17 protein-coding genes, 1 tRNA gene and 1 pseudogene are annotated in these 21,635 nt (G+C 38.0%); 17 read left to right on the forward strand and 2 right to left on the reverse strand.

The features are described from left to right. Positions 1 to 23 precede the first annotated feature (23 nt). The 3 genes and pseudogenes from AAHB15_RS11440 to AAHB15_RS11450 all read left to right on the forward strand — a co-directional run bounded on the left by AAHB15_RS11440 (position 24) and on the right by AAHB15_RS11450 (position 4,654). Positions 24 to 3,518: a LamG-like jellyroll fold domain-containing protein gene (locus AAHB15_RS11440; protein ID WP_342042408.1), complete on the forward strand. Its 3,495-nt coding sequence runs from the start codon at positions 24 to 26 to the stop codon at positions 3,516 to 3,518. Between the two features lie 32 nt (positions 3,519 to 3,550). Then, a pseudogene (locus AAHB15_RS11445) lies at positions 3,551 to 3,805 on the forward strand (GH32 C-terminal domain-containing protein); the annotation flags it as partial. A 30-nt stretch (positions 3,806 to 3,835) separates the two neighbouring features. After that, on the forward strand, positions 3,836 to 4,654 hold the full coding sequence (locus AAHB15_RS11450) for an Ig-like domain-containing protein (RefSeq protein WP_342042409.1): 819 nt from the start codon (positions 3,836 to 3,838) through the stop codon (positions 4,652 to 4,654). Positions 4,655 to 5,076: 422 nt separating this feature from the next. Here the strand turns inward: AAHB15_RS11450 and AAHB15_RS11455 are convergent, their stop codons facing one another. Continuing rightward, positions 5,077 to 5,940 carry a sugar phosphate isomerase/epimerase family protein gene (locus AAHB15_RS11455; protein ID WP_342042410.1) on the reverse strand — a complete coding sequence of 288 codons (864 nt, stop codon included), beginning with the start codon at positions 5,938 to 5,940 and terminating at the stop codon, positions 5,077 to 5,079. A gap of 282 nt (positions 5,941 to 6,222) precedes the next feature. Between AAHB15_RS11455 and AAHB15_RS11460 the strand changes: the two genes are divergently transcribed. The 11 genes from AAHB15_RS11460 to AAHB15_RS11510 all read left to right on the forward strand — a co-directional run bounded on the left by AAHB15_RS11460 (position 6,223) and on the right by AAHB15_RS11510 (position 17,979). Continuing rightward, positions 6,223 to 7,089: a helix-turn-helix domain-containing protein gene (locus AAHB15_RS11460; RefSeq protein WP_342042411.1), complete on the forward strand. Its 867-nt coding sequence runs from the start codon at positions 6,223 to 6,225 to the stop codon at positions 7,087 to 7,089. A 186-nt stretch (positions 7,090 to 7,275) separates the two neighbouring features. Then, a complete protein-coding gene (iolE, locus tag AAHB15_RS11465) occupies positions 7,276 to 8,190 on the forward strand; it encodes a myo-inosose-2 dehydratase (protein ID WP_342042412.1) in 915 nt (304 codons plus the stop codon). Positions 8,191 to 8,219: 29 nt separating this feature from the next. Next, positions 8,220 to 9,647, forward strand: a complete 1,428-nt coding sequence (locus AAHB15_RS11470) for a sugar porter family MFS transporter (protein ID WP_342042413.1) — start codon at positions 8,220 to 8,222, stop codon at positions 9,645 to 9,647. 99 nt (positions 9,648 to 9,746) lie between these two features. Beyond that, positions 9,747 to 10,781 carry a Gfo/Idh/MocA family protein gene (locus AAHB15_RS11475; protein ID WP_335571287.1) on the forward strand — a complete coding sequence of 345 codons (1,035 nt, stop codon included), beginning with the start codon at positions 9,747 to 9,749 and terminating at the stop codon, positions 10,779 to 10,781. Positions 10,782 to 11,046: 265 nt separating this feature from the next. Continuing rightward, complete coding sequence (locus AAHB15_RS11480) at positions 11,047 to 12,540, forward strand: tetratricopeptide repeat protein (RefSeq protein WP_335571288.1); 1,494 nt, start codon at positions 11,047 to 11,049, stop codon at positions 12,538 to 12,540. 222 nt (positions 12,541 to 12,762) lie between these two features. Then, complete coding sequence (gene trxB / locus AAHB15_RS11485) at positions 12,763 to 13,713, forward strand: thioredoxin-disulfide reductase (RefSeq protein WP_144566745.1); 951 nt, start codon at positions 12,763 to 12,765, stop codon at positions 13,711 to 13,713. 599 nt (positions 13,714 to 14,312) lie between these two features. Continuing rightward, the gene (locus AAHB15_RS11490; protein WP_098530347.1) at positions 14,313 to 14,771 is read left to right on the forward strand and encodes an NUDIX hydrolase; all 459 of its coding nucleotides are present in this window, start codon (positions 14,313 to 14,315) and stop codon (positions 14,769 to 14,771) included. A gap of 19 nt (positions 14,772 to 14,790) precedes the next feature. Then, on the forward strand, positions 14,791 to 15,684 hold the full coding sequence (rapZ, locus tag AAHB15_RS11495) for an RNase adapter RapZ (RefSeq protein ID WP_335571290.1): 894 nt from the start codon (positions 14,791 to 14,793) through the stop codon (positions 15,682 to 15,684). Continuing rightward, complete coding sequence (locus AAHB15_RS11500; RefSeq protein WP_098530345.1) at positions 15,681 to 16,667, forward strand: gluconeogenesis factor YvcK family protein; 987 nt, start codon at positions 15,681 to 15,683, stop codon at positions 16,665 to 16,667. The genes rapZ and AAHB15_RS11500 overlap by 4 nt, the downstream gene beginning before the upstream one ends. Before the next feature lie 46 nt (positions 16,668 to 16,713). Continuing rightward, on the forward strand, positions 16,714 to 17,673 hold the full coding sequence (gene whiA / locus AAHB15_RS11505; RefSeq protein WP_098530344.1) for a DNA-binding protein WhiA: 960 nt from the start codon (positions 16,714 to 16,716) through the stop codon (positions 17,671 to 17,673). Positions 17,674 to 17,721: 48 nt separating this feature from the next. Further along, a complete protein-coding gene (locus tag AAHB15_RS11510; protein WP_098530343.1) occupies positions 17,722 to 17,979 on the forward strand; it encodes an HPr family phosphocarrier protein in 258 nt (85 codons plus the stop codon). 362 nt (positions 17,980 to 18,341) lie between these two features. Here the strand turns inward: AAHB15_RS11510 and clpP are convergent, their stop codons facing one another. Then, positions 18,342 to 18,947, reverse strand: a complete 606-nt coding sequence (gene clpP, locus AAHB15_RS11515) for an ATP-dependent Clp endopeptidase proteolytic subunit ClpP (protein ID WP_098530342.1) — start codon at positions 18,945 to 18,947, stop codon at positions 18,342 to 18,344. A gap of 206 nt (positions 18,948 to 19,153) precedes the next feature. Between clpP and AAHB15_RS11520 the strand changes: the two genes are divergently transcribed. From AAHB15_RS11520 to rpoN, 3 genes are all read left to right on the forward strand, one after another. Further along, positions 19,154 to 19,225: transfer RNA gene (locus tag AAHB15_RS11520), tRNA-Arg, on the forward strand. A gap of 595 nt (positions 19,226 to 19,820) precedes the next feature. Then, positions 19,821 to 20,090, forward strand: a complete 270-nt coding sequence (locus tag AAHB15_RS11525) for a MerR family transcriptional regulator (protein ID WP_335571308.1) — start codon at positions 19,821 to 19,823, stop codon at positions 20,088 to 20,090. A 209-nt stretch (positions 20,091 to 20,299) separates the two neighbouring features. After that, positions 20,300 to 21,622, forward strand: a complete 1,323-nt coding sequence (gene rpoN / locus AAHB15_RS11530) for an RNA polymerase factor sigma-54 (protein WP_342042441.1) — start codon at positions 20,300 to 20,302, stop codon at positions 21,620 to 21,622. The last annotated feature ends 13 nt before the right edge of the window (positions 21,623 to 21,635 follow it).

The following is a 21,635-nucleotide window of genomic DNA, read 5'->3' on the forward strand; positions in this document are numbered from 1 at the left end:
GTGTTAAAAAAGGGGAAATATGAATGGATAATAAATTCAAAAATAAAACAATTAGTGTATGGTTAGTGTTATTAATATTAGTGTTTACAACAGTTGTAGCTCCAGTATCCCATATTAAAGCAGATGTCGTACCAAATGAGATAACAAATGGTAGTTTTGAAGCCGGGGACCTTACAGGATGGACAGTTGTCAAGGGGGGAGCATTTGGTCCTAACAGTGTATCTAATGCAACAACATGGTGGAATGAAAAAATTCCATACAATCACGAAGGCAACTATCATTTAGACGGATGGGCTTATCCTGAAACAGAAACTGGAATCCTTCGTTCATCTACCTTTCAATTAGGGGGGGCAGGTTGGATTTCTTTTAAATTAGGAGGTGGAAAGAATACAGATTTATGTAATATTAAAGTTTATGATGCTGATACCAAGCAATTAATAGCAACGTATGGAAATACGGAATTTGCTGATAAAAACTTTCCTCATGTAGATCAAGGTATGAATTTAGCCAACTTGGTTCAGTATCGAGCTGATTTATCAGTATATAAGGGAAAGAATTTGTATATCGAAATAGTTGATAATGCTGTATCTGATTGGGGATTAATATTTGCGGATGCGTTTAAAACCTATTATGAAACTGTACCAACTGAAGGTACAATGGCAATAGATTTAAGTCAGACTATAACAAATAATATCAATAATCCAGATTTTGAAACTGGAGATTTAAGTGGTTGGAAGGTAACGGGTAATACTTTTGGTGTATCAGATGTAGAACAGTATTGGCAAACACATAATTTTAATCAACATGGTAAATATCATGTATGGGGTTTTATTGATCCTGCAAATGGTGGATCAGGCGATGATGGGCAAGGAGAGATGAAATCAAATATTTTTAAATTGGGGGGAAATGGAACAATCAATTTCCTTGTCGGAGGAGGTAATAATATAGATAAACTATATGTAGCACTTGTCAGTGCAAAAGATGGAAAAGAACTTTTTAAAGCAACTGGTAATAACGATGAGGGCTATACTAGAGTTTTATGGGACGCTTCTGCTTACAGAGATCAATTTCTATATATAAAAGTGGTTGATAAAATAGATGGGGGATTTGGGCACATCAATGTGGATGATTTTCAGGTTTATAATGTTGATCCGCCAATAAGTGACGATATAATCAATCCAAATTTCGAAACTGGAGATTTAAGCGGATGGAATGTAGTCAGTGGTGATGCCTTTGTTAGCGCTGTCACTAACGTGACGAATGATAATGGAGTGGAACTAAATATCAACGGTGAATATCATTTATGGGATAAGGACAGTTCAAAGGTTGGAGTGTTGAAGTCTTCAGAGTTTGTATTAGGTGGTACAGGTAAAATAAATATGCTGCTTGCGGGCGGGGCAGATAAAGATAATCTATATGTAGCACTCGTAAATTCAAAAGATAATACTGAACTGATAAAAGTAACTAATTCAAAGAATAATGTTCAATACAACCAAGTAGAAATGGATGCTGCACAATATATAGGGCAAAAAGTATATTTGAAAATTGTCGATAATTCGACGAATGCCTTTGGGTATATAAATGTAGATGATATTCATGTGAAAAACTATGGGACAGCTGCGTTCTGGAATTTTGACGAGCAAAAGGGAACTGTAGCCCGGGATTCTGTAAGTGGAATAGATGATTATGTGAATTATGTATTTAATACTTCAACGGAAAAAACCAAAACAGGGCCGCTCTGGAAAAAGGGAATTCTAAATAATGCACTTTTATTTGACGGTTATTCAACATGGATAAGCCGTAGTGCGGATAAATTTCCGAAACCATCTAATGCCATTACTATTTCTGCCTGGGTAGCACCTAGAACCTATGAATGGGGTGATCTTGGACAAGATTCTATCATAGTCAATCAGCAGGACAAAAGTATGTCTCAAGGATTTGGGCTGGGGATTGGAAGACACGGATCGTGGGATTTGCAACTAGGGATAAATAATGCATGGTTTAGAGTAGATGCAGCTAACGATAAACCAATTCCTCTTGGAAAATGGTCTTATGTTACAGCAACTTATGATATAGATAGTCAATATATGAGACTCTACTTAAATGGTGAATTGGCTGGAGAAAAAAAGGTATCTGTTAAAGGTGTTATATCCCCATCAACAGAGCCATTAATAATAGGAAAGCACAATCAACCAGCCATAATAAATGGTGTTTTTTCAGCAAATATGTTTGATGGTTTAATTGATGAATTGAAAATTTCATATGCTCCAATAACATCTGAGCAGGTAAAAGATGAATACGATTCATACTTAAGTAAGCTAAATCACAATATTTCGAATCCTGAAGCAGCATTGTCACTAGATTCAAGTATTTTAGCAGGTGACCGATATAAACCTCAATTTCATTACAGTCCACCACAAAACTGGATGAATGAGCCTCATGCTCCAATTTATTATAATGGAAAATATCATATATTTTATCAGGCAAATCCAAGAGGACCATACTGGCATTATATTAATTGGGGTCACGCTGTAAGTACAGATTTGGTTCATTGGAAGGAAGAACCTATTGCACTAATGCCACAAGAAAACTCTGTCGCTCCTGATGGAGTTTGGTCCGGGAGTGCAACTTATGATAAAGATGGTAAGCCAGTGTTGTTCTTTACAGCAGGAAATGACAGTGCAATTCCAAACCAAAGTATAGGTCTTGCCACAGCTGCTGACTACTCTAATCCTGAATTGCCAAGTTGGAATATGAATAACCAGCTGGTTAATGTACAGCAAAAGGATTTACAGGGGCAAAATGCTGGTGAAACTGCTATTTTTGGTGAATTTAGAGATCCATTTGTATTTAAGAACGGAGATACTTGGGTAATGCTAGTAGGTTCAGGTATACAAAAAGATGGAGTTAAAACCGGTGGGACTGCATTGGTGTATACGTCAAAAAATTTAACTTCCTGGGATTATAAAGGTCCACTATTCCAAGGCAATCATAATAAATATGTTATAGAAGGAACAGTTTGGGAATTACCTGTTTTCCTTCCATTAAAGGATAGTAAGGGAAAGGACACAGGTAAATATATCATGCTTGTAAGTCCAACTTATTCTAACTTTCAAGAAGCCGCAATGTATCAATCAAAAACAGTATTATATTGGATTGGTAAATGGGACGATAAAACTTACAGATTTAAACCTGATCAAGAAGCACCACAGATGTTTGATTACGGAATGCATTTTTCCGGTCCAAGTGGTTTTGTAGATCAAAAAGGAAGGACGATTGTGTTTAGCATTACTCAGGATTCACGTTCAGAACAGGATCATTATAATGCAGGTTGGGCACATAATGCAGGACTTCCATTACAATTAACCTATGATAATGGTAACCTTGAAATCAATCCGGTATCAGACGAACTAGATTCACTACATGATAAACAACTTGTAAATTTCTCTAATAAAACTTTACCTGAGGCAAATGCTTTATTGAAGGATGTTAAAGGCGATATGCTGGACATCAAGTAGAGCTACAGTCAAAAGGAGCAAATAAGTTTGGCATAAAGGTTAGAAGAAGTCCTGATGGACAGGAAGAAACAGTCCTATATTATGATGCTTCTAATAGCACTTTAAATGTAAATAATAATAAAACAAGTATAAATCCTGATTCGAAAAAAGGCATATATGGCGGAAAACTTGAACTTGATGGAAAAAAATTAAAACTGCATATTTACATTGACCGATCCCAGATTGAAGCTTATGCAAATGGGTCAAAGAGCATAACTACTCGGGCATATCCAGTTAGATATGATTCATTAGGACTGCAAATATATGGAGACGGTAATGTGGATGTTAAATCCATGAAAGTATGGTCAATGAAATCAGCTTATGGGGATGGAACTGTAATCCCAGTAGAGGAGCACACGCAGGATACAAAGATTAAGACGGGAAACATTGAAAATGCAGGACTTGAAACTGGAGACTTGTCAGGATGGACGGTACAAGGGAATGCATTTTCAAACGATATGGTAACTAAAGCTACCGATAGTGGATGGTCAATATTTAATCAGGCCCAGAGAAGTGATGGGTCAGCAGGATATCATCTATGGGGATTTATAGATCCAGCAAAAGGTGGTTTAGGTGATGCAGGTACTGGTTCTTTAATGTCAAATAAATTTAGGCTGGCAGGAGATGGACAAATAAATTTCTTAATTGGTGGTGGAAAGGATATAGATAATCTTTATGTAGCTTTAGTAAGAGCATCTGATGATACCGTCTTGTTAAAGGCTACAGGAAATAATAGTGAACAGTATAGTCGAATAAACTGGGATGCCACTCAATTCGTTGGAGAAGAATTATATATCAAAGTTGTAGATAATTCGAAGGGTGGATTTGGTCACATTAATGTTGATGATTTCCATATCCCAGTTCAAGCAAAAGTAATAAGTGATATTCCAGATATTAATATATCAATTAAGGAATCGGACAAATATGTTTTGCCTCAAATGGTTGAAGCAATAATGAGTGATGGAAGCAAGGAAAAGGTATATGTAACATGGTCATTAACTAGGGTAAGTAAATCTAATCCTGGAAAACAGCTTTATACAGGAACTGTTAGTGGCTATGATGGAGAAGTGAATTTATTATTGAATATTAAACCCTAGAAGGAAGTTTAAACAAAAACATACTTTTGATAACGTACTATGGTCAAATAAAAGAGTACCACAAAATAAGGGTATGTATCAAAAGGAATTCTTTCTATTAGTTGATTTTGTTTGTTCAGCATTTTAAACTTCATAGTAGGGGGTTCCTCCTAAAGTTGTGAGTTAGAGTGGTGTCTATACTCATATCTTACTGAGGAGCTCTATTTTTTTCAAAGTCGAAAAATAACGATCTACAGGAATGCTATAGGGAGCTTTAACCAATAAGGAATAAATTTAAAGAGCCTAAAATATGCAAATTTTTATATATTTCTTGCGTATTTAGGCTCTTTTTACTTACAAAAAGGATACTGCCATTTATAGCATTAGTTAATTGCCAATACAATAAAGGCTTTTTTCTAAAAAAGTTCCTTTTTGCCTTTCGATCAATTATGAACAGCGTGTTTATTATAGTACTTTTCCAATACTTCCAGGGTCGTTTCTTTTGCTTTTTTAATGACTTCTTCAGGATCCATTTGATAATATTCTGGTCTGAATAACTCAACGGATGCTACAAAATCATAATTCAATTCTTTTAATCTTTTCAAATGCGCTTCTAAATCAATCACACCGTGTCCAGGCCATACTCTGTCACTATCACGCATTTGGCCAAACGGATAACCCTCAACATCATTGATATGGAAGATAAACAATTTTTCTGCTGTCTCATCTGTTACATCTTCTAATCTTGACCCCATTCCAGTGAATTGGAAAGTATCATATACGAGACCTACATTATTTCGATCAACCGCTTTTACAATACTGTATGCTTGGGCGAATGTATTAACCGTATTCTCTTGAATTCCGATAAACTCAATCGCAATCTTTACTCCGTATGGTTCGGCTAAATCAGATAGATGGGTTAAAACTCGAATACAACTTGCATTTACTTCTTCCGTCAATGTTTTTCCTTTTTCTGTCACATCAATATTAGAGGGTACCACGCAAATATATGAACAATCTATTTTTTTACAAATCTCCAAGTATTCTTTGAATTCCTCAATAATCTTCTCTTCGTCTTCTTTGGTACGATTATTAAAAAAGCATAATGCATTCAAAGAAAGTGGTTTAATATGATGGGTATCAAAATAGGCTTTTAAATCATCCAATGTATATTCTTTAAGATAATCTTTTAACTGATCAATTGAACGAATTTCGATAAAATCGTAACCGTGTTTTTCACAATACTCTAAATTCTGTTGAAGAGAAGCACTTTCGAATGTTGTTCCTTCATTAAATGATAATTTCATTAGTAAACCTCCATTTTTTAACTTATGTATGCGATTTCAGTTTAATGGAAATTTTCTTTATTTACTCTATATAATCTTGCTCTAAAATTGTGTTTTGGTGCTATTTTATAATTTATTTGATAACTTTTGGTAATGAAATAGGTCGTTTATATGATGTTCAGAGAATATTCACCGTGCTATTCTATAAAATATTTGAATAGTTCCAAATAATAGACCATTACCTTTTGAGTCAGAATAAAATATACTATATATAGTGCTTACAATTAGTGAGAGGTGAGAAAAATGAATTTCTATATTCCAAAAGTAGAACCGGGCATCAAGTCAAAAAAGGGATTATATTTTTATGAACCTTCCGCTTTAACGAAAGAATTATATCATTATGTCCTATGGGGCGGTGAATATATAGTAGATGTACCCTACAGCATTAAGCGTGACTACATGAATTCCTTTATTATTTTTTATATAAAAAAAGGATCGATGCAATTCCACTATCTTGACCAATCATTTACAGCCTCGAAAGATGATATTGTTCTTCTAGATTGTAAAGAAAAAAATAACTACTCTGCATTGGAAGAAACAACCTTCCAATTTTTTCACTTTACAGGTAGTCACACGCAAGATATGCATAATGAGTTATACAAAAGAAAGGGCTGTACTTTTAAACTGCCGGTTGAACAGAATAATATTCCCAATATTTTATCCCTTATAGAGTCCAACCAGGAAATAGACTTTACAATATCCTTAGAAATTTATAAACTGCTTGGTAATTTAGTAGAAAGTACCCGTAATACGTTTGAAAACAGAAGTGCAAACGTGGCAAAAGCAGTACCAACCGAAATTCAAGCCGTACTGACTTATATAAGTGAGAATTACTCATCTAAAATTTCCGTCGACCAGCTGAGTGAAATATCCAATTTAAGTACTTATCATTTTTGTCGTACGTTTAAAAAGTATATAGGAACCAGCCCTCACCAATATGTACTAAATTACCGATTGATCCAAGCAAAGAATCAATTGGTGGAAACCAATCTTTCAATCGAGCAAATAAGCATGGATTGTGGATTTAATAGTATCGGTCATTTTATTAAGGTGTTCTCCCAATCTACTGGAGGCATCACTCCTGGGAAGTTTAGAAAACAATGTTTTTAATTACATATCTCTAAAAGATATCCATTTATGCGGGTATCTTTTTGTTAGTTTTTGATAAATTAATTAATTTTTAGCAAGAAATGATAATTTGATAGCAATTTTTTATAATACATTGAATCTCGATTACTTATAAAATAGGGACAACCGGTTAAACAGTCCTACTTTTAAAAGGAAGAAGGTTAAACGATGAAAAATAAAAAAATTGCATGGGGGATTGCTCCGATTGGTTGGCGAAATGATGACATTCCAGAAATTGGGGCAGAGAATACCTTATCACATTTACTAAGTGATATTGTAGTAGCGGGCTTTGAGGGAACAGAAGTTGGCGGCTTTTTTCCAGAACCTAACGTATTGAACAAAGAGCTTCAACTTCGCAACCTAAAAATTGCGGGACAATGGTTTAGCAGTTTTATTATTCGTGACGGTGTGGAAGAAGCCTCTAAAGCTTTCCATAAACATTGCGAGTATTTGAAAGCGGTTAACGCAGCTGTTGCTGTCGTATCAGAACAAACCTATAGTATTCAAGGTACAGATAAAAATGTTTTCAAAGAAAAACCATCCTTCACAGATAAAGAATGGGATCAGTTAGGCCAAGGACTAAACCAATTAGGAAAAATTGCTGAAGAATATGATTTGAAGCTAGTTTTTCACCATCATATGGGGACGGGCGTACAAACATTAGCCGAGATTGATCGTCTTATGGAAAACACCGATCCTAATCACGTTCATTTGCTGTATGATACCGGACATATTTGCGTATCCGATGCTGATTATATGACTTTATTAAATAAACATATTAATCGTATCCATCATGTTCATTTTAAAGATGTACGTCAAGCGGTAAAAGAGCAATGTGAAAGAGAAGGAAAGTCCTTCTTACAATCCTTTTTGGCAGGAATGTTTACCGTTCCTGGTGACGGCTGCATTGATTTTACTGAGGTATACAAGACGCTTCTGAAAACGAATTATTCAGGCTGGATTGTCATTGAAGCAGAACAAGACCCCTCAGTTGCACATCCGTTGGAGTATGCCTTGAAAGCCCGTAATTATATTAATGAAGAATTACTGCCATTAGAAAATGGTTCATTGATTAAAGCTTAATAAAAAAACGAACCCTGGGGAGGGAGAATATGAGTAATCAGGCGATTAAAAAAACACGTGATTACGAAAAAGCTTTAAAAAAGATTACGGTTATATCTACATTTGGGGGACTTCTTTTTGGTTATGACACCGGTGTTATTAACGGGGCATTACCTTTTATGGCAAAACCTGACCAGCTAAACTTGACACCAGCGACGGAAGGTCTCGTTACAAGTTCATTACTTTTTGGAGCTGCGTTTGGATCCGTATTTGGCGGGCGTTTATCCGACCGTTTTGGCCGCCGTAAAATGATTTTAAATCTCGCGTTACTATTCTTTATTGCCGCAATTGGATGTACGCTTTCACCGTCTGCCGGTGTTATGATCGTCTTCCGATTCTTGCTGGGATTAGCCGTTGGGGCTGCATCCGTCATGGTGCCATCCTTTTTAGCAGAAATGTCTCCGGTCGAGAAGCGGGGCAGGATGGTTACCCAGAACGAATTAATGATTGTTTCCGGTCAGCTGTTAGCGTTTGTATTTAATGCCATCCTAGGAAATACGATTGGTGAGGGAGCTTCACATGTTTGGCGTTATATGTTAGTGATTGCGTCACTTCCGGCTGTTGTATTATGGTTTGGAATGTTAGCGGTTCCAGAGAGCCCGCGTTGGCTAGCATCCAAAGGAAAATGGGGAGATGCACTAAGGGTCCTTAAAGAAATACGGGAAGCAAACGCTGCGGATTCTGAACTTAAAGAGATGAAAGAAAATATTGCTCATGAATCAGAAATTCAACATGCGACATTTAAGGATTTAAACGTACCATGGGTCCGCCGGATTGTTGGAATTGGAATCGGGATTGCCATTGTACAGCAAATTACAGGTGTTAACTCGATTATGTATTATGGTACTCAAATTCTCGAAAAATCCGGTTTTTCAACCAATGTGGCACTTATGGGAAATATTGCCAACGGAGCGATCTCAGTCATTGCAACCTTTGTTGGGATCTGGTTATTAGGGAAAATTGGCCGGCGTCCTATGTTAATCGCTGGATTGACGGGTACAACCACTGCTCTTGCTTTGATTGGGGTGTTCTCATTCGTACTTAAAGGGTCACCAGCACTTCCGGTGGTCGTACTTAGCTTGACTGTTACCTTCCTTGCATTCCAGCAGGGTGCCATTTCTCCGGTAACATGGTTAATGTTATCAGAAATCTTCCCGTTAAAATTACGTGGTATTGGAATGGGTGTAACAGTATTCTGCTTATGGATCACAAACTTCCTTGTTGGGCTGTTTTTCCCAATCTTACTAAGTGCAGTAGGCTTATCGATCACATTCTTCATTTTCGCAGTGTGTGGTATTGCCGCTATTATTTTTGTGAATAAGATATTGCCAGAGACAAGAGGAAAGTCACTTGAGCAGTTAGAAAGTGATTTCCGTAACTATGGACAAGAAAGTCAGAAACAAGCTTCCAATCAATAATCTTATAAAACAATGATTGAATTGTGAATTAACTAAAAAATGAAAGCGTTGTCTAGTTGTATCATATTAAATTCGTAAACATAAAAGGAGAGTATAAACATGACGTTAAGATTTGGTGTAGTAGGAACAGGTGCAATTGGAAGAGAGCATATTGATCGAATTACAAATAAATTATCAGGCGGGAAAATTGTAGCAGTAACAGATGTTAATCAAGTGTCTGCAAAACAAACGGTTGAAATCTATCAATTAGATGCAGTCGTTTATCCAGACGATAAAGCACTAATTGCAGATGAAAATGTTGATGTGGTACTTGTAACAAGCTGGGGTCCGGCTCATGAAGCAACGGTTGTGGCTGCAGTTGAAGCTGGTAAATATGTTTTTTGTGAAAAACCATTAGCAACCACTGCTACCGGCTGTATAAGAATCGTCGAAGCAGAAATGAAGCAGGGTAAGAAATTAGTTCAGGTTGGATTTATGCGCCGTTATGATAGCGGATATGTACAATTAAAACAAGTGATTGACAATAATGAAATAGGTGCTCCATTAATGATTCGTGCTGCACACCGCAATCCAATCGTTGGTGAAAACTATACAACGGATATGGCAGTAACGGATACATTAATTCACGAAATTGATGCACTTCACTGGTTAGTCAATGATGACTATAAATCCGTTCAAGTTGTTTTTCCAAGAAAGACCAAATATTCACATGATAAACTGCAAGATCCACAATTATTTACAATTGAAACGAACAGTGGCATTGTCATGAATGTGGAGGTATTTGTGAATTGTAAATATGGCTATGACATTCAATGTGAAGTGATTGGTGAAGAGGGAATCGTAAAACTACCTGAATTCTCCAGTGTTGTCATGAGAAAAGATGAAAAATTAAGCACAGGCATTTTAAATGATTGGAAATACCGCTTTATGGATGCATACAATGTGGAAATTCAAGACTTTATTGATTCCATTACAAAAAAAGGCGAGCCCGAAGGACCAACTTCATGGGATGGCTATATTGCAGCAGTAACATCTGATGCATGTGTAAAAGCTCAACAAACAGGTGAAAAAAAAGCGATTACCCTTCAAGAAAGACCAGCATTCTATAATGAAAAAGAACTTCAAACGGTGTAATCCTTTAGAGCATATTACAGTTAAATAGTTTATAAAAAAAGGAAATGGAGTAATCTATTTCCTTTTATTTGATTTGGGTTAATCTTAAATGTTGATTTAAATGGTATCTGCCTATTTAGGAGAGAACCTCACCATTCCAACATGTGTACTTTATATGGCGCAAGCAGTCGATTTCAATCCATAAGTTAAATCCACCACCCCCTTCTCGAACAGCCCCTAACTATGCTATACTACATAAGTTATGTTGAAAAATGTGGAGGACTTCATGGTGAAAGAAGCGAAGGCAAGAATTCAAAAGGGAAAACTATTATCATTTGTTCCAACAGGCGAATATTATTTCAAGAAGGGTGTCAAGGCATTCCATCGACGAGATTTTATCAAAGCCAAAAAATATCTTGGGCGGGCGATTCAGCTTGAGCCGGGTGAACCAATGATTACTTGCCAGCTGGCGATTGTATCGACAGAACTTGGCGAATACGAACATTCCAACCGACTCTTGCATCAAATCCTTGAAGAGCTTGATCCAGAAATGGCAGAATGCCACTACTTTTTAGCAAATAATTATGCCCACATGGGATTTTTTAAAGATGCGTATCATCATAGCAAATTATATCTTCAGTTAGATCCGGATGGTGACTTTTCTGAAGACACCGAAGATTTATTAGAAGTCCTTACCTTGGAAGCGGAAGAATTCGAGGATGAGCTATATGAGCAGGATGACTTAATCATTAAACAAGAACAGGCCCGAGAACTGCTGGAATCCGGCTATTTCCCAAAGGCGATTGAGCTCTTGAAAGATGTCGTTAAGGAATACCCGGAATACTGGTCCGCTTATAATAATTTAGCATTAGCCTATTTTTATTTAGGAAAAGTGGAAAAAGCGGAAGCGATTCTAGTAGATGTATTAGAACGTAATCCTGGCAATCTACATGCCCTCTGTAACAAGCTTGTGTTTGCTCATTACCAAGAGCAAACAGAGAAAGTGACGGAAATGCTTCTGGTTTTGAAGAAAATTCAGCCCCTTTTAAGTGAGCATCAATACAAACTTGGCGCGACTTTTGCGTTAGTGGGCGAATACGAACTGGCCTACCAATGGCTGAAAAAGCTATATAAACATGGCTTTGACGGAGATGGCCCATTTTATTATTGGCTTTCTCATTCCGCTTTTTACACAGGCTTCGAAAATTTTGCAAAAAGCATTTGGAAAAAGGTGCTGGAGCTTAGTCCTGGTAAAGAAGGTTCAGAACCATGGAACCTAGAAAAGACAGGAGTAAACGGATTTGAAGAACTATCAGAATCGATTTTTCAAAAGCTTGATAGTGACTATGTTGAGGAGAGGTTGTTTGCGCTCTTTTTGACAACTGTCTCAAGTAAAAAAGAAGAAATCATCAGTTCCAAGCGGCTGTTTCAGAATCAGAAGTTTACCAAGTTGGAAAAAGATTATCTCTCCATGATTCGATTGGGGAAATCATCAAAGACCGAGGATGCTCAAGAAGTGGCTGAATTATTTTATGAAAAACACCAACCCATTGGGACGATTGAGTCCGGGTTGTATCTTCTCTGGTTTTCTATTTTTGTGGAAGCTTCAAAAGCTGGAGTCGACTTAAAAAATAAACGTGCCTGGGCTGGAGCGGTCGAATATTTGTGGCATAAGCTGCGGAGCGAGAAAGTTTCACAGCAGGAAGTTGCTGACCGTTATGGCTTGTCTACTGCCACAATCGGCAAATATGTAAAATTGGTTAACAACTATCTGAACTAAGCATATTCGTGGACTATAATTCAATTGTTTTATACGATTAAGTGGGAATACTAATACTTAATCGTATTTTTTTTATAAAAAATGTCTAGCTGCAGCGCCTAGGGGCTCGAGTCATAAGCCAATCCGTCATGAAGGTTAAAAAGCAACCTTCCTGCCGGCTAGTCTTATGCTGGTCGCCCCTGGTCAAGGCGCTTCCGCTTTACTAGTTAGGAGCTGAAATAAATGACTGAAGAAAAAATTTATGATGTCATTATTGCCGGTGCTGGTCCTGCAGGGATGACAGCTGCTGTTTATACATCTCGTGCAAACATGTCCACACTTATGATTGAACGCGGGATGCCGGGCGGGCAAATGGCCAATACCGAGGATGTTGAAAACTATCCAGGCTTTGAGAGCATTTTAGGGCCGGATTTATCAACCAAGATGTTTGAGCATGCGAAAAAGTTTGGTGCTGAATATGCTTATGGTGATATTAAAGGAATTGAAGACCATGGCGATTACAAAATTGTTAACGCTGGTTCAAAACAATACAAAGCCTACTCTGTCATCATCACAACAGGTGCTGAATATAAGAAAGTCGGAGTTCCAGGTGAAAAAGAATTAGGCGGACGCGGGGTTTCTTATTGTGCGGTTTGCGATGGAGCATTCTTTAAAGGAAGAGAATTATTTGTAATTGGCGGGGGCGACTCGGCTGTTGAAGAAGGCGTTTATTTAACCCGTTTTGCCTCAAAAGTAACGATCGTCCACAGACGTGACCAGTTACGTGCGCAAAAAATCCTTCAGGACCGTGCTTTTGCGAATGAGAAGGTTGATTTTATCTGGAACCATACGATTAAATCGATTAATGATAAAGATGGGAAAGTTGGCAGTGTAACGCTTGTTTCAACGCAAAACGGCGAAGAACAGGAATTACCGGCAGATGGTGTTTTCATTTATATCGGAATGGTTCCACTGTCAAAACCATTTGAGAATCTTGGTATTACTAATCAAAATGGCTATATTGAAACAAATGACAGAATGGAAACAAAGGTGCCTGGTATTTTTGCGGCGGGAGATATTCGTGAAAAAATGCTTCGTCAGATTGTTACCGCTACAGGTGACGGCAGTATTGCTGCTCAAAGTGCTCAGCATTATGTAGAAGAACTTAAAGAAGAATTGAAATTAAAAAAGTAATATATAAATTAAAAGCGTAACCTTTTTATAACTCTCCTGTAACAGTAGTGAAATAAAGATGGTGTATAATAAAGGAAATTGACCCCCTTTAAAATATATACCTATCTGCACAGGCCCAGCAGCTTGTGCTCTTTTTTTGTTTTCTAGGTGTTTGAATTTGAAACGTTCAGCTCTAGTCCATCCACTGCCGTATCCAGGCGCTTCCGCTATTCTTAGAAATTGTCTAGCTCCAGCGCCTAGCCCCTCGATGGTCTACAGCCAATCCGTCCAAAAGGTTAAAAAGCAACCTTTCGGCCGGCTAGTCTTATGCTTGGCTACAGAAAGCTTTTGCTTTCTGTACGCATTAAGAGCGACTAGTCTTTGGCCTTGCTTTCGCTGGCCAGTCGACAAGTCGCCCTATATCGGGCTGACCAGGCGCTTCCGCTTTTCTAAATTATTTAACAGAAATATCAAATTTGTATTCATTGTGGCGGTTTCCTAAAAATAGTATAATGAAAAGAATAAATTAATTTATTAGCCAAGCTCCAAACAAGGCGCTTGTTATTTCTAAATTTTACATGCATCTGATGAGCATGTGCACTTCTAAAGAGGTGAAAAAAGTGCAGCGGGTTACCAATTGTGTATTAATCAGAAATGATCAAGTGTTACTACTGCAAAAACCGCGCCGCGGCTGGTGGGTGGCACCAGGAGGGAAAATGGAACCGGGCGAATCGGTCCGCGATTCCTGTATTCGGGAGTTCCGTGAAGAAACGGGCATCTACTTGAAAAATCCACAATTAAAAGGAATTTTTACGATGATTATGAAGGATGCCGATGAGCTTTTGTCCGAATGGATGATGTTTACGTTTGTGGCAACTGATTCAGACGGGATTGATTTAGATGAATCAGATGAGGGCAAGCTTGCTTGGCAGCCAATTGAGCAGATCAAAGGTCTGCCTATGGCAGCGGGTGATCTACATATCATTGATTATATGATTCATGGAAAAGGCATTATTTATGGTACGTTTACTTACACAAGTGATTTTCAACTAATTAGCTATCGATTAGATCCAGGTTAAAAGAATAGGGGGAATGAAAATGAGTACTGGTTCGACAAGCGAAATCCAGATGGTCATTATTACAGGAATGTCTGGGGCTGGGAAAACGGTTGCCATTCAAAGCTTTGAAGATTTGGGTTTCTTCTGTGTTGATAACTTACCTCCTACTCTTCTGCCAAAATTCCTTGAACTTATGAAGGAATCGGGGAATAAAATGAATAAAGTGGCTCTTGTCATGGACCTGCGCGGCAGAGAATTCTTTGATCATTTGTTTAAAGGATTAGATGAGCTGGCAGAAACCTCCTGGGTAACGCCACAAATTTTATTTTTGGATTCAGATGATGCCACATTGGTGCGAAGATATAAGGAGACAAGAAGGACACATCCGCTTGCGCCAACAGGACTTCCGCTTGAAGGAATTACACTAGAGCGAGAACTGCTGGAGGAGTTAAAAGGCAGGGCACAGTTGGTTTACAATACTTCCCAGATGAAACCGCGTGAATTACGTGAGAAAATATTAACGGAATTCACAACCAATAAACAATTAATGTTTACTGTCAATGTCATGTCGTTTGGCTTTAAATATGGAATCCCAATCGATGCCGATCTTGTTTTTGATGTACGCTTTTTGCCGAATCCTCATTATATTGATCATATGCGGCCCAAAACAGGTTTGGATGAAGAGGTTTCCAGTTACGTTTTGAAATGGAATGAGACACAGAAGTTTTTGGAAAAGGTGACGGACCTGTTAGGCTTTATGCTTCCGCATTACAAACGGGAGGGAAAAGCACAGCTTGTCATTGCGATCGGCTGTACTGGCGGACAGCACCGTTCCGTTGCACTAGCAGAAAATATTGGCCGCTTTTTCCAAAGTGATTATAAAACCATTGTTTCGCATCGTGACATTGAGAGGAGAAAGGAAAAAACAACATGAGTGAGTTAGGACAGCCTCGCATTGTCGTAATTGGCGGTGGAACAGGATTACCCGTTCTATTACGTGGACTAAAACAATATCCTGTGGATATCACCGCCATTGTGACAGTAGCGGATGATGGTGGCAGCTCGGGCCGCTTGCGTGAGAATCTGCACATTCCGCCTCCTGGCGACATACGCAACGTGTTAGCCTCACTGTCAGATGTTGAACCGCTCGTTGAGGAGATGTTTCAACATCGCTTTAAAACGGCGAATGAACTATCTGGTCATTCGCTCGGTAATTTAATCCTGGCAGCTATGACTTCTATTACCGGTAATTTTGTTCATGCCATTCAAGAAATGAGCAAAATCTTAAATGTACGTGGAAAGGTGCTGCCGGCAGCCAATCAGAGTGTTGTCTTAAATGCTGAGATGGAAGATGGTGCCATCGTTTCAGGGGAATCAAAAATTCCTTACTCGGGGAAAAAAATTAAAAAAGTTTTCCTAACCTCTAAAGGCAGTATCCGGCCTTTACCGGAGTCCATTCAAGCTATTCGTCAGGCTGATTTAATTATTATCGGACCAGGCAGTTTGTATACGAGTATTTTGCCGAATTTACTTGTTCCGCGCTTAGGTGACGAGGTGTGCCGCTCCCATGCGAAAAAGGTTTATATCTGTAATCTAATGACGCAGGCCGGGGAAACGCATGGTTTTGCTGCGAGTGATCATGTGAAGGCGATATATGACCATATGAGCTGTGCCTTTATTAATACGATTTTAGTTAATAATGAAGAAATTCCGCCAGATATCCAGCTTCGCTATAATGAAGAACTGGCAGACCCTGTTCAATATGATTTACCGGAGTTATCTGAGCTAGGTCTTGAAGTTGTTCATGCAGATATCGCCTATCAGGAAAATGGAGCATTAAGGCATGACCCGAAAAAGGTCGCCAAAATTTTATATAATTTACTGATTAATGAAACTAAAGAGCGTTATGAATCGTAATTACTAGTACACTTGTGTTTTTGCAGTTTTATAAGGTGGTGAGGGGATGTCTTTCGCTTCGGAGACCAAAAAGGAATTAACTAACTTGGAAGTGAAAACTTGCTGTAATCTTTCTGAACTATCAGCATTGATTCGCATGAATGGTTCCCTTTCCTTTTCAAATCGAAAGTTAGTTGTGGATATTCAAACTGAAAATGCGGCGATTGCCAGAAGAATCTATACATTATTAAAAAAGAGCTATCAAGTACAGGTAGAGCTTTTAGTTCGAAAAAAGATGCGCTTAAAGAAAAATAATGTTTACATTGTTCGCTTAGCTGAGCAGGCTAAGGAAATTTTAGAGGATACGAAAATACTCGGTGAAGGATTTACCATCATTCATGATATTTCGCCGGAACTGATCAAGAAGAAGTGTTGTAAGCGTTCTTATTTACGAGGCGCATTTCTTGCAGGCGGGTCGGTCAATAATCCGGAAACTTCTTCCTATCATTTAGAAATTGCTTCGCTTTATAAAGAACATAATGATTCTTTATGCGAATTAATGAATACATTTGGATTGAATAGTAAAACACTTGAACGAAAAAAAGGCTTTATCACCTATTTAAAGGAAGCCGAGAAAATTACGGAGTTTCTTAATATTATTGGAGCCCATAATGCCCTGCTTCGTTTTGAGGATGTAAGGATCGTCAGGGACATGCGCAACTCCGTTAATCGCTTAGTAAATTGTGAAACGGCCAATCTAAATAAAACGATTGGTGCATCCATCAGACAGGTCGAAAACATCCGCTTCATTGACTCAATCGTTGGCCTGCAAGTTTTACCTGATAAGTTGAGGGAGATTGCCGAGCTTCGGGTTCAATATCCCGATGTTACTTTGAAAGAATTAGGGGAAATGGTATCCGGTGGTGCCATTAGTAAATCCGGTATTAATCACCGCTTAAGAAAAATTGATGAGATTGCTGACAAGCTCCGTGTTGGAGAAATAAGGTCAAAAAATCCCAGTTTGTAAATGTGCAATGATTAACAAGTATAAAAAAACTCGAGGAGGAATTAAATTATGTTGGTAAAAGAGATAGAGGTTAAATTGAAAACGGGTCTTCAAGCGCGTCCTGCAGCCCTTTTTGTTCAAGAAGCAAATCGTTTTAACTCAGATATTTTTCTTGAAAAGGATGGCAAGAAGGTTAATGCAAAAAGTATTATGGGATTAATGAGTCTTGCTGTCGGTTCAGGGGTTTTGATTAATATAATTGCAGATGGCGAAGATGAAGAGAAAGCTATTGTGGTGTTATCAGATTTTATTCAAAAAGAACAATAACAAAAAAGGATTCGGCGCAGGCTGAATCCTTTTTTTAAAAGATAAGAAAGTATAAATGTTTTTGACTTCGAGAATTGTCCAGCTCCAGCGCCTAGCCCCTCGAAGTCACAAGCATATCCAGTTGCGGCTCCTTGGGACTCGAGTCATAAGCCATCCCCTGAAGAAGGCAAAAAGAGCCTTCTTACAGGGGCCGTCTTATGCCTTCGTCCCAGGACAGTCGCCTCTACATTTAGGTCAATCCGTCCAAAAGGTTAAAGAGCAACCTTTCGGCCGGCTCGTCTTGTGCTTGTCGGGGCTAACCAAGGCGCTTGCGCTTTTCTAAAAAAAAGAAAGCAACCGACGTGACGACGGTTGCTTTACGATTATTTTTTCTCTGTTGTATCAGTAGGTTTGCGAGTGATGATGCTGTCGATAAGGCCGTATTCTTTGGCTCTTTCGGCAGTCATAAAATTATCACGGTCTGTATCGCGCTGTATCACTTCAAGCGGCTGACCAGTACGCTCTGCTAAGATGCCATTTAATTTTTCACGAAGGAAAAGAATACGTTTGGCCGCAATTTCAATTTCAGTTGCTTGACCTTGAGCGCCGCCTAGTGGCTGGTGGATCATTACTTCAGCATTTGGCAGGGCATAGCGTTTTCCGGCTTGACCAGCTGAAAGCAAGAATGCTCCCATTGAAGCAGCCATCCCGATACATACGGTTGATACATCTGCTTTAATATATTGCATGGTATCATAAATCGCCATACCGGCTGTAATGCTTCCGCCTGGGCTGTTGATATAAAGGGTGATATCTTTTTCTGGGTTTTCGGCTTCAAGAAATAATAATTGTGCTACAATGCTGTTAGCCACATTGTCATCGATTGCGCTTCCTAGCATAATAATCCGGTCTTTTAGTAGACGGGAGTAAATGTCATAGGCTCTTTCGCCGCGATTAGTTTGTTCAATAACTGTAGGAATCAAATTCATTTTTCTTCCTCCTTTGATTAGAAAAGGTAAAAGCTTATGTAATAGTATCATACACTGATGGTCAATAAAGGTCAAACAGTTTGCCTTTATATTTGTTCGACAACTTTCCCAACATCAGGATAACCATTTTTGGCAAATTTAAAACCTATTCTCCGCTTGCAATTATAGAGAATATAGAATATAATATAAAAGTCGCTAATAATTATGCGCTCGTGGTGCAACGGATAGCACGTAAGATTCCGGTTCTTAAAATGGGGGTTCGATTCCCTCCGAGCGCGTCATAAAAATTTCAGGTATCACTGCGTAAAACGCGGTGATATTTTTTTTGTCCATTTTTTCGGTTGTACAGAAAAAAATAATTATTTTATGAAAATAAACGCGAAGAATCATTAAAATATTAATATAGAAATAAATAGTCATTTGATCAAATAAACACTTCACTTGTAAACGATTTCCAATTCCCTTCCGTTTAAAGCCTGTGATTAAGAAAAACCATTATTATCAATGGTTTGATTATCAATATCAACGAAATTACCACATTTTTATTCCTTCAATATTAAACATTATTCTCAGAAGTATAGCAGCTCTCTTTGATATTTTTCGAAGATGTAACGAAGAATTTAAGGATGATTTTTTGTATTGATTTCATCACAATTCATGTTAGAATAGTTAACATAAATAAATATTCTGAATTTTACATTAAAGTTTTTAGTGAATTTTCTTTAATAGATTACTATTGAAGACTATTAAAGCTGAAAATTTCATTATGAATGTTAGGAAATATGACACTTACTTTATTGAAAACTTTATAGTCCAACTTGGCAGGAGGGAATAGTAGTGGACAATAATCAAACATATCGTGATAAAAAGGTAATGGGAATTGGAATTGTGACAGAAATAACAGGTTTATCCAATCGGAAGATCCGTTATTATGAATTGCGTAAATTAATTTTTCCAGAACGAACCCCTTCAGGGACCCGTAAGTACTCTTTTTCGGATGTTGAAAGACTCATGGAGATCGCAGAAAAAATTGAAGATGGTGTTCAGACACATGAGATACGCAAAGATATAGTAAAAAAAGAAAAACATAAGATGATTATTGGACAAATTAATTCACATTTTCATCGTAACGGTCATAAGTAACTAGTCATGTGAAGGTTGTAACAATTTCAAAAAGAGGAAAACCAGTGATAAGAGCTAAATCACTGGTTTTTTCTTTAGTTAACCAATCTTGAGGAATTTACGGAATGACTAATCCTGTTCTTCTGTTCCTAGTTGATATTGGTAACCTAAATAATTTATACACGAATCCCCTTTCATCGTGTAAAATGAAAAAAGGAGGGGAGAGCATGATGGATTTAAAAGCGGGCCTATGGCAGCAGCAAACATTAAAATTAGCGATGACCCAGGAGTTATCGCAGGCAATCGCCTTATTGCAGTACTCTGCCCAGGAGCTGGCAGCTTTTTTAGAAGATAAGGCATTAGAAAACCCACTTCTTAAAATCGAAAATGTAAATGTCAAACCGATGAATCCCCAGATCGACCGTAACCGTCGCAAACATCAGAAGTCGGAAAAAGACTGGATTGAACAGATCGCGGACAAACCATTCTCACTTGAGGAACACCTAATCTCTCAACTTAAGATTACACACTTAACAACCGAGCAAATGAAAGTGATTCGGCATTTAATCAAGAATCTAGATGAAAACGGTTACTTTGTTGGTGATCTTACTGAGATCTCCCTTAAATTACAGGTTGATCACGAAATAGTAGAAGACAGTCTAGCCATTATTCAAACCCTTGAGCCAGCTGGCATAGGGGCAAGGGACTTACAAGAATGCTTACTGATGCAATCTTACTATAAAAATCCGAATAATGACCTAGCGCAAACAATTCTATCAAAATATTTCATTCTGTTTGCTGAAAAGAAGTGGAAGCCAATCGCAAAAGAATTGGGGATTAGCATGAAGGATTTACAAGATGTGTTTGATGAAATCCAGCAGCTAAATCCAAAACCAGGAGCATTACTGCGAAATGAACCAACCACCTACATTATTCCCGATGCAATCATTGAGCAAACGAATGAGGGACTAACAGTACGTATGGTTGATGAATCCCTGCCGCGGATAAGTTTTAATCAGCCTTACTATCAAAAGTTTCATAATCAAAATCAGCAGGTCAGCCGTTTTTTACAGGATAAAGTCCAAGACTACCAATGGATTTTAAAAAGTATTGAGCAGCGGAAGGAAACCCTAACGAGGGTAGTGGGCAAGATTGTTGAAAAACAACCGGCTTTTTTTCAAAAAGGAAGTCAATATCTAGTTCCGATGACCATGAAGGAAATAGCAAGCGAACTTGATATCCATGAATCGACCGTCAGCCGGGCGGTTCGCGAAAAATATGTGCAAACACCAATTGGGACTTATCCCTTAAAAACCTTTTTCACTAGTACGATTCAAACTCTAACAGATGAAGAAAGTACATCCTCTACCCAGGTGAAAAATGAAATCCATTCATTAGTAGCCCAGGAAAATAAACAAAAGCCACTGTCAGATCAAGACATGGTGGAGCAATTAAAGCTTCAAAAAGGAATTCTTGTCTCAAGGAGAACGGTGGCTAAATACCGGGAACAGCTTGGAATTCCATCGTCATCAAAGAGAAAACGGTTTATTTAGAAAGGATAGAAGA

This window comes from Bacillus sp. OTU2372 (genome assembly GCF_038440275.1).
Taxonomy (GTDB): Bacteria; Bacillota; Bacilli; order Bacillales; family Cytobacillaceae; genus Neobacillus; species Neobacillus bataviensis_B.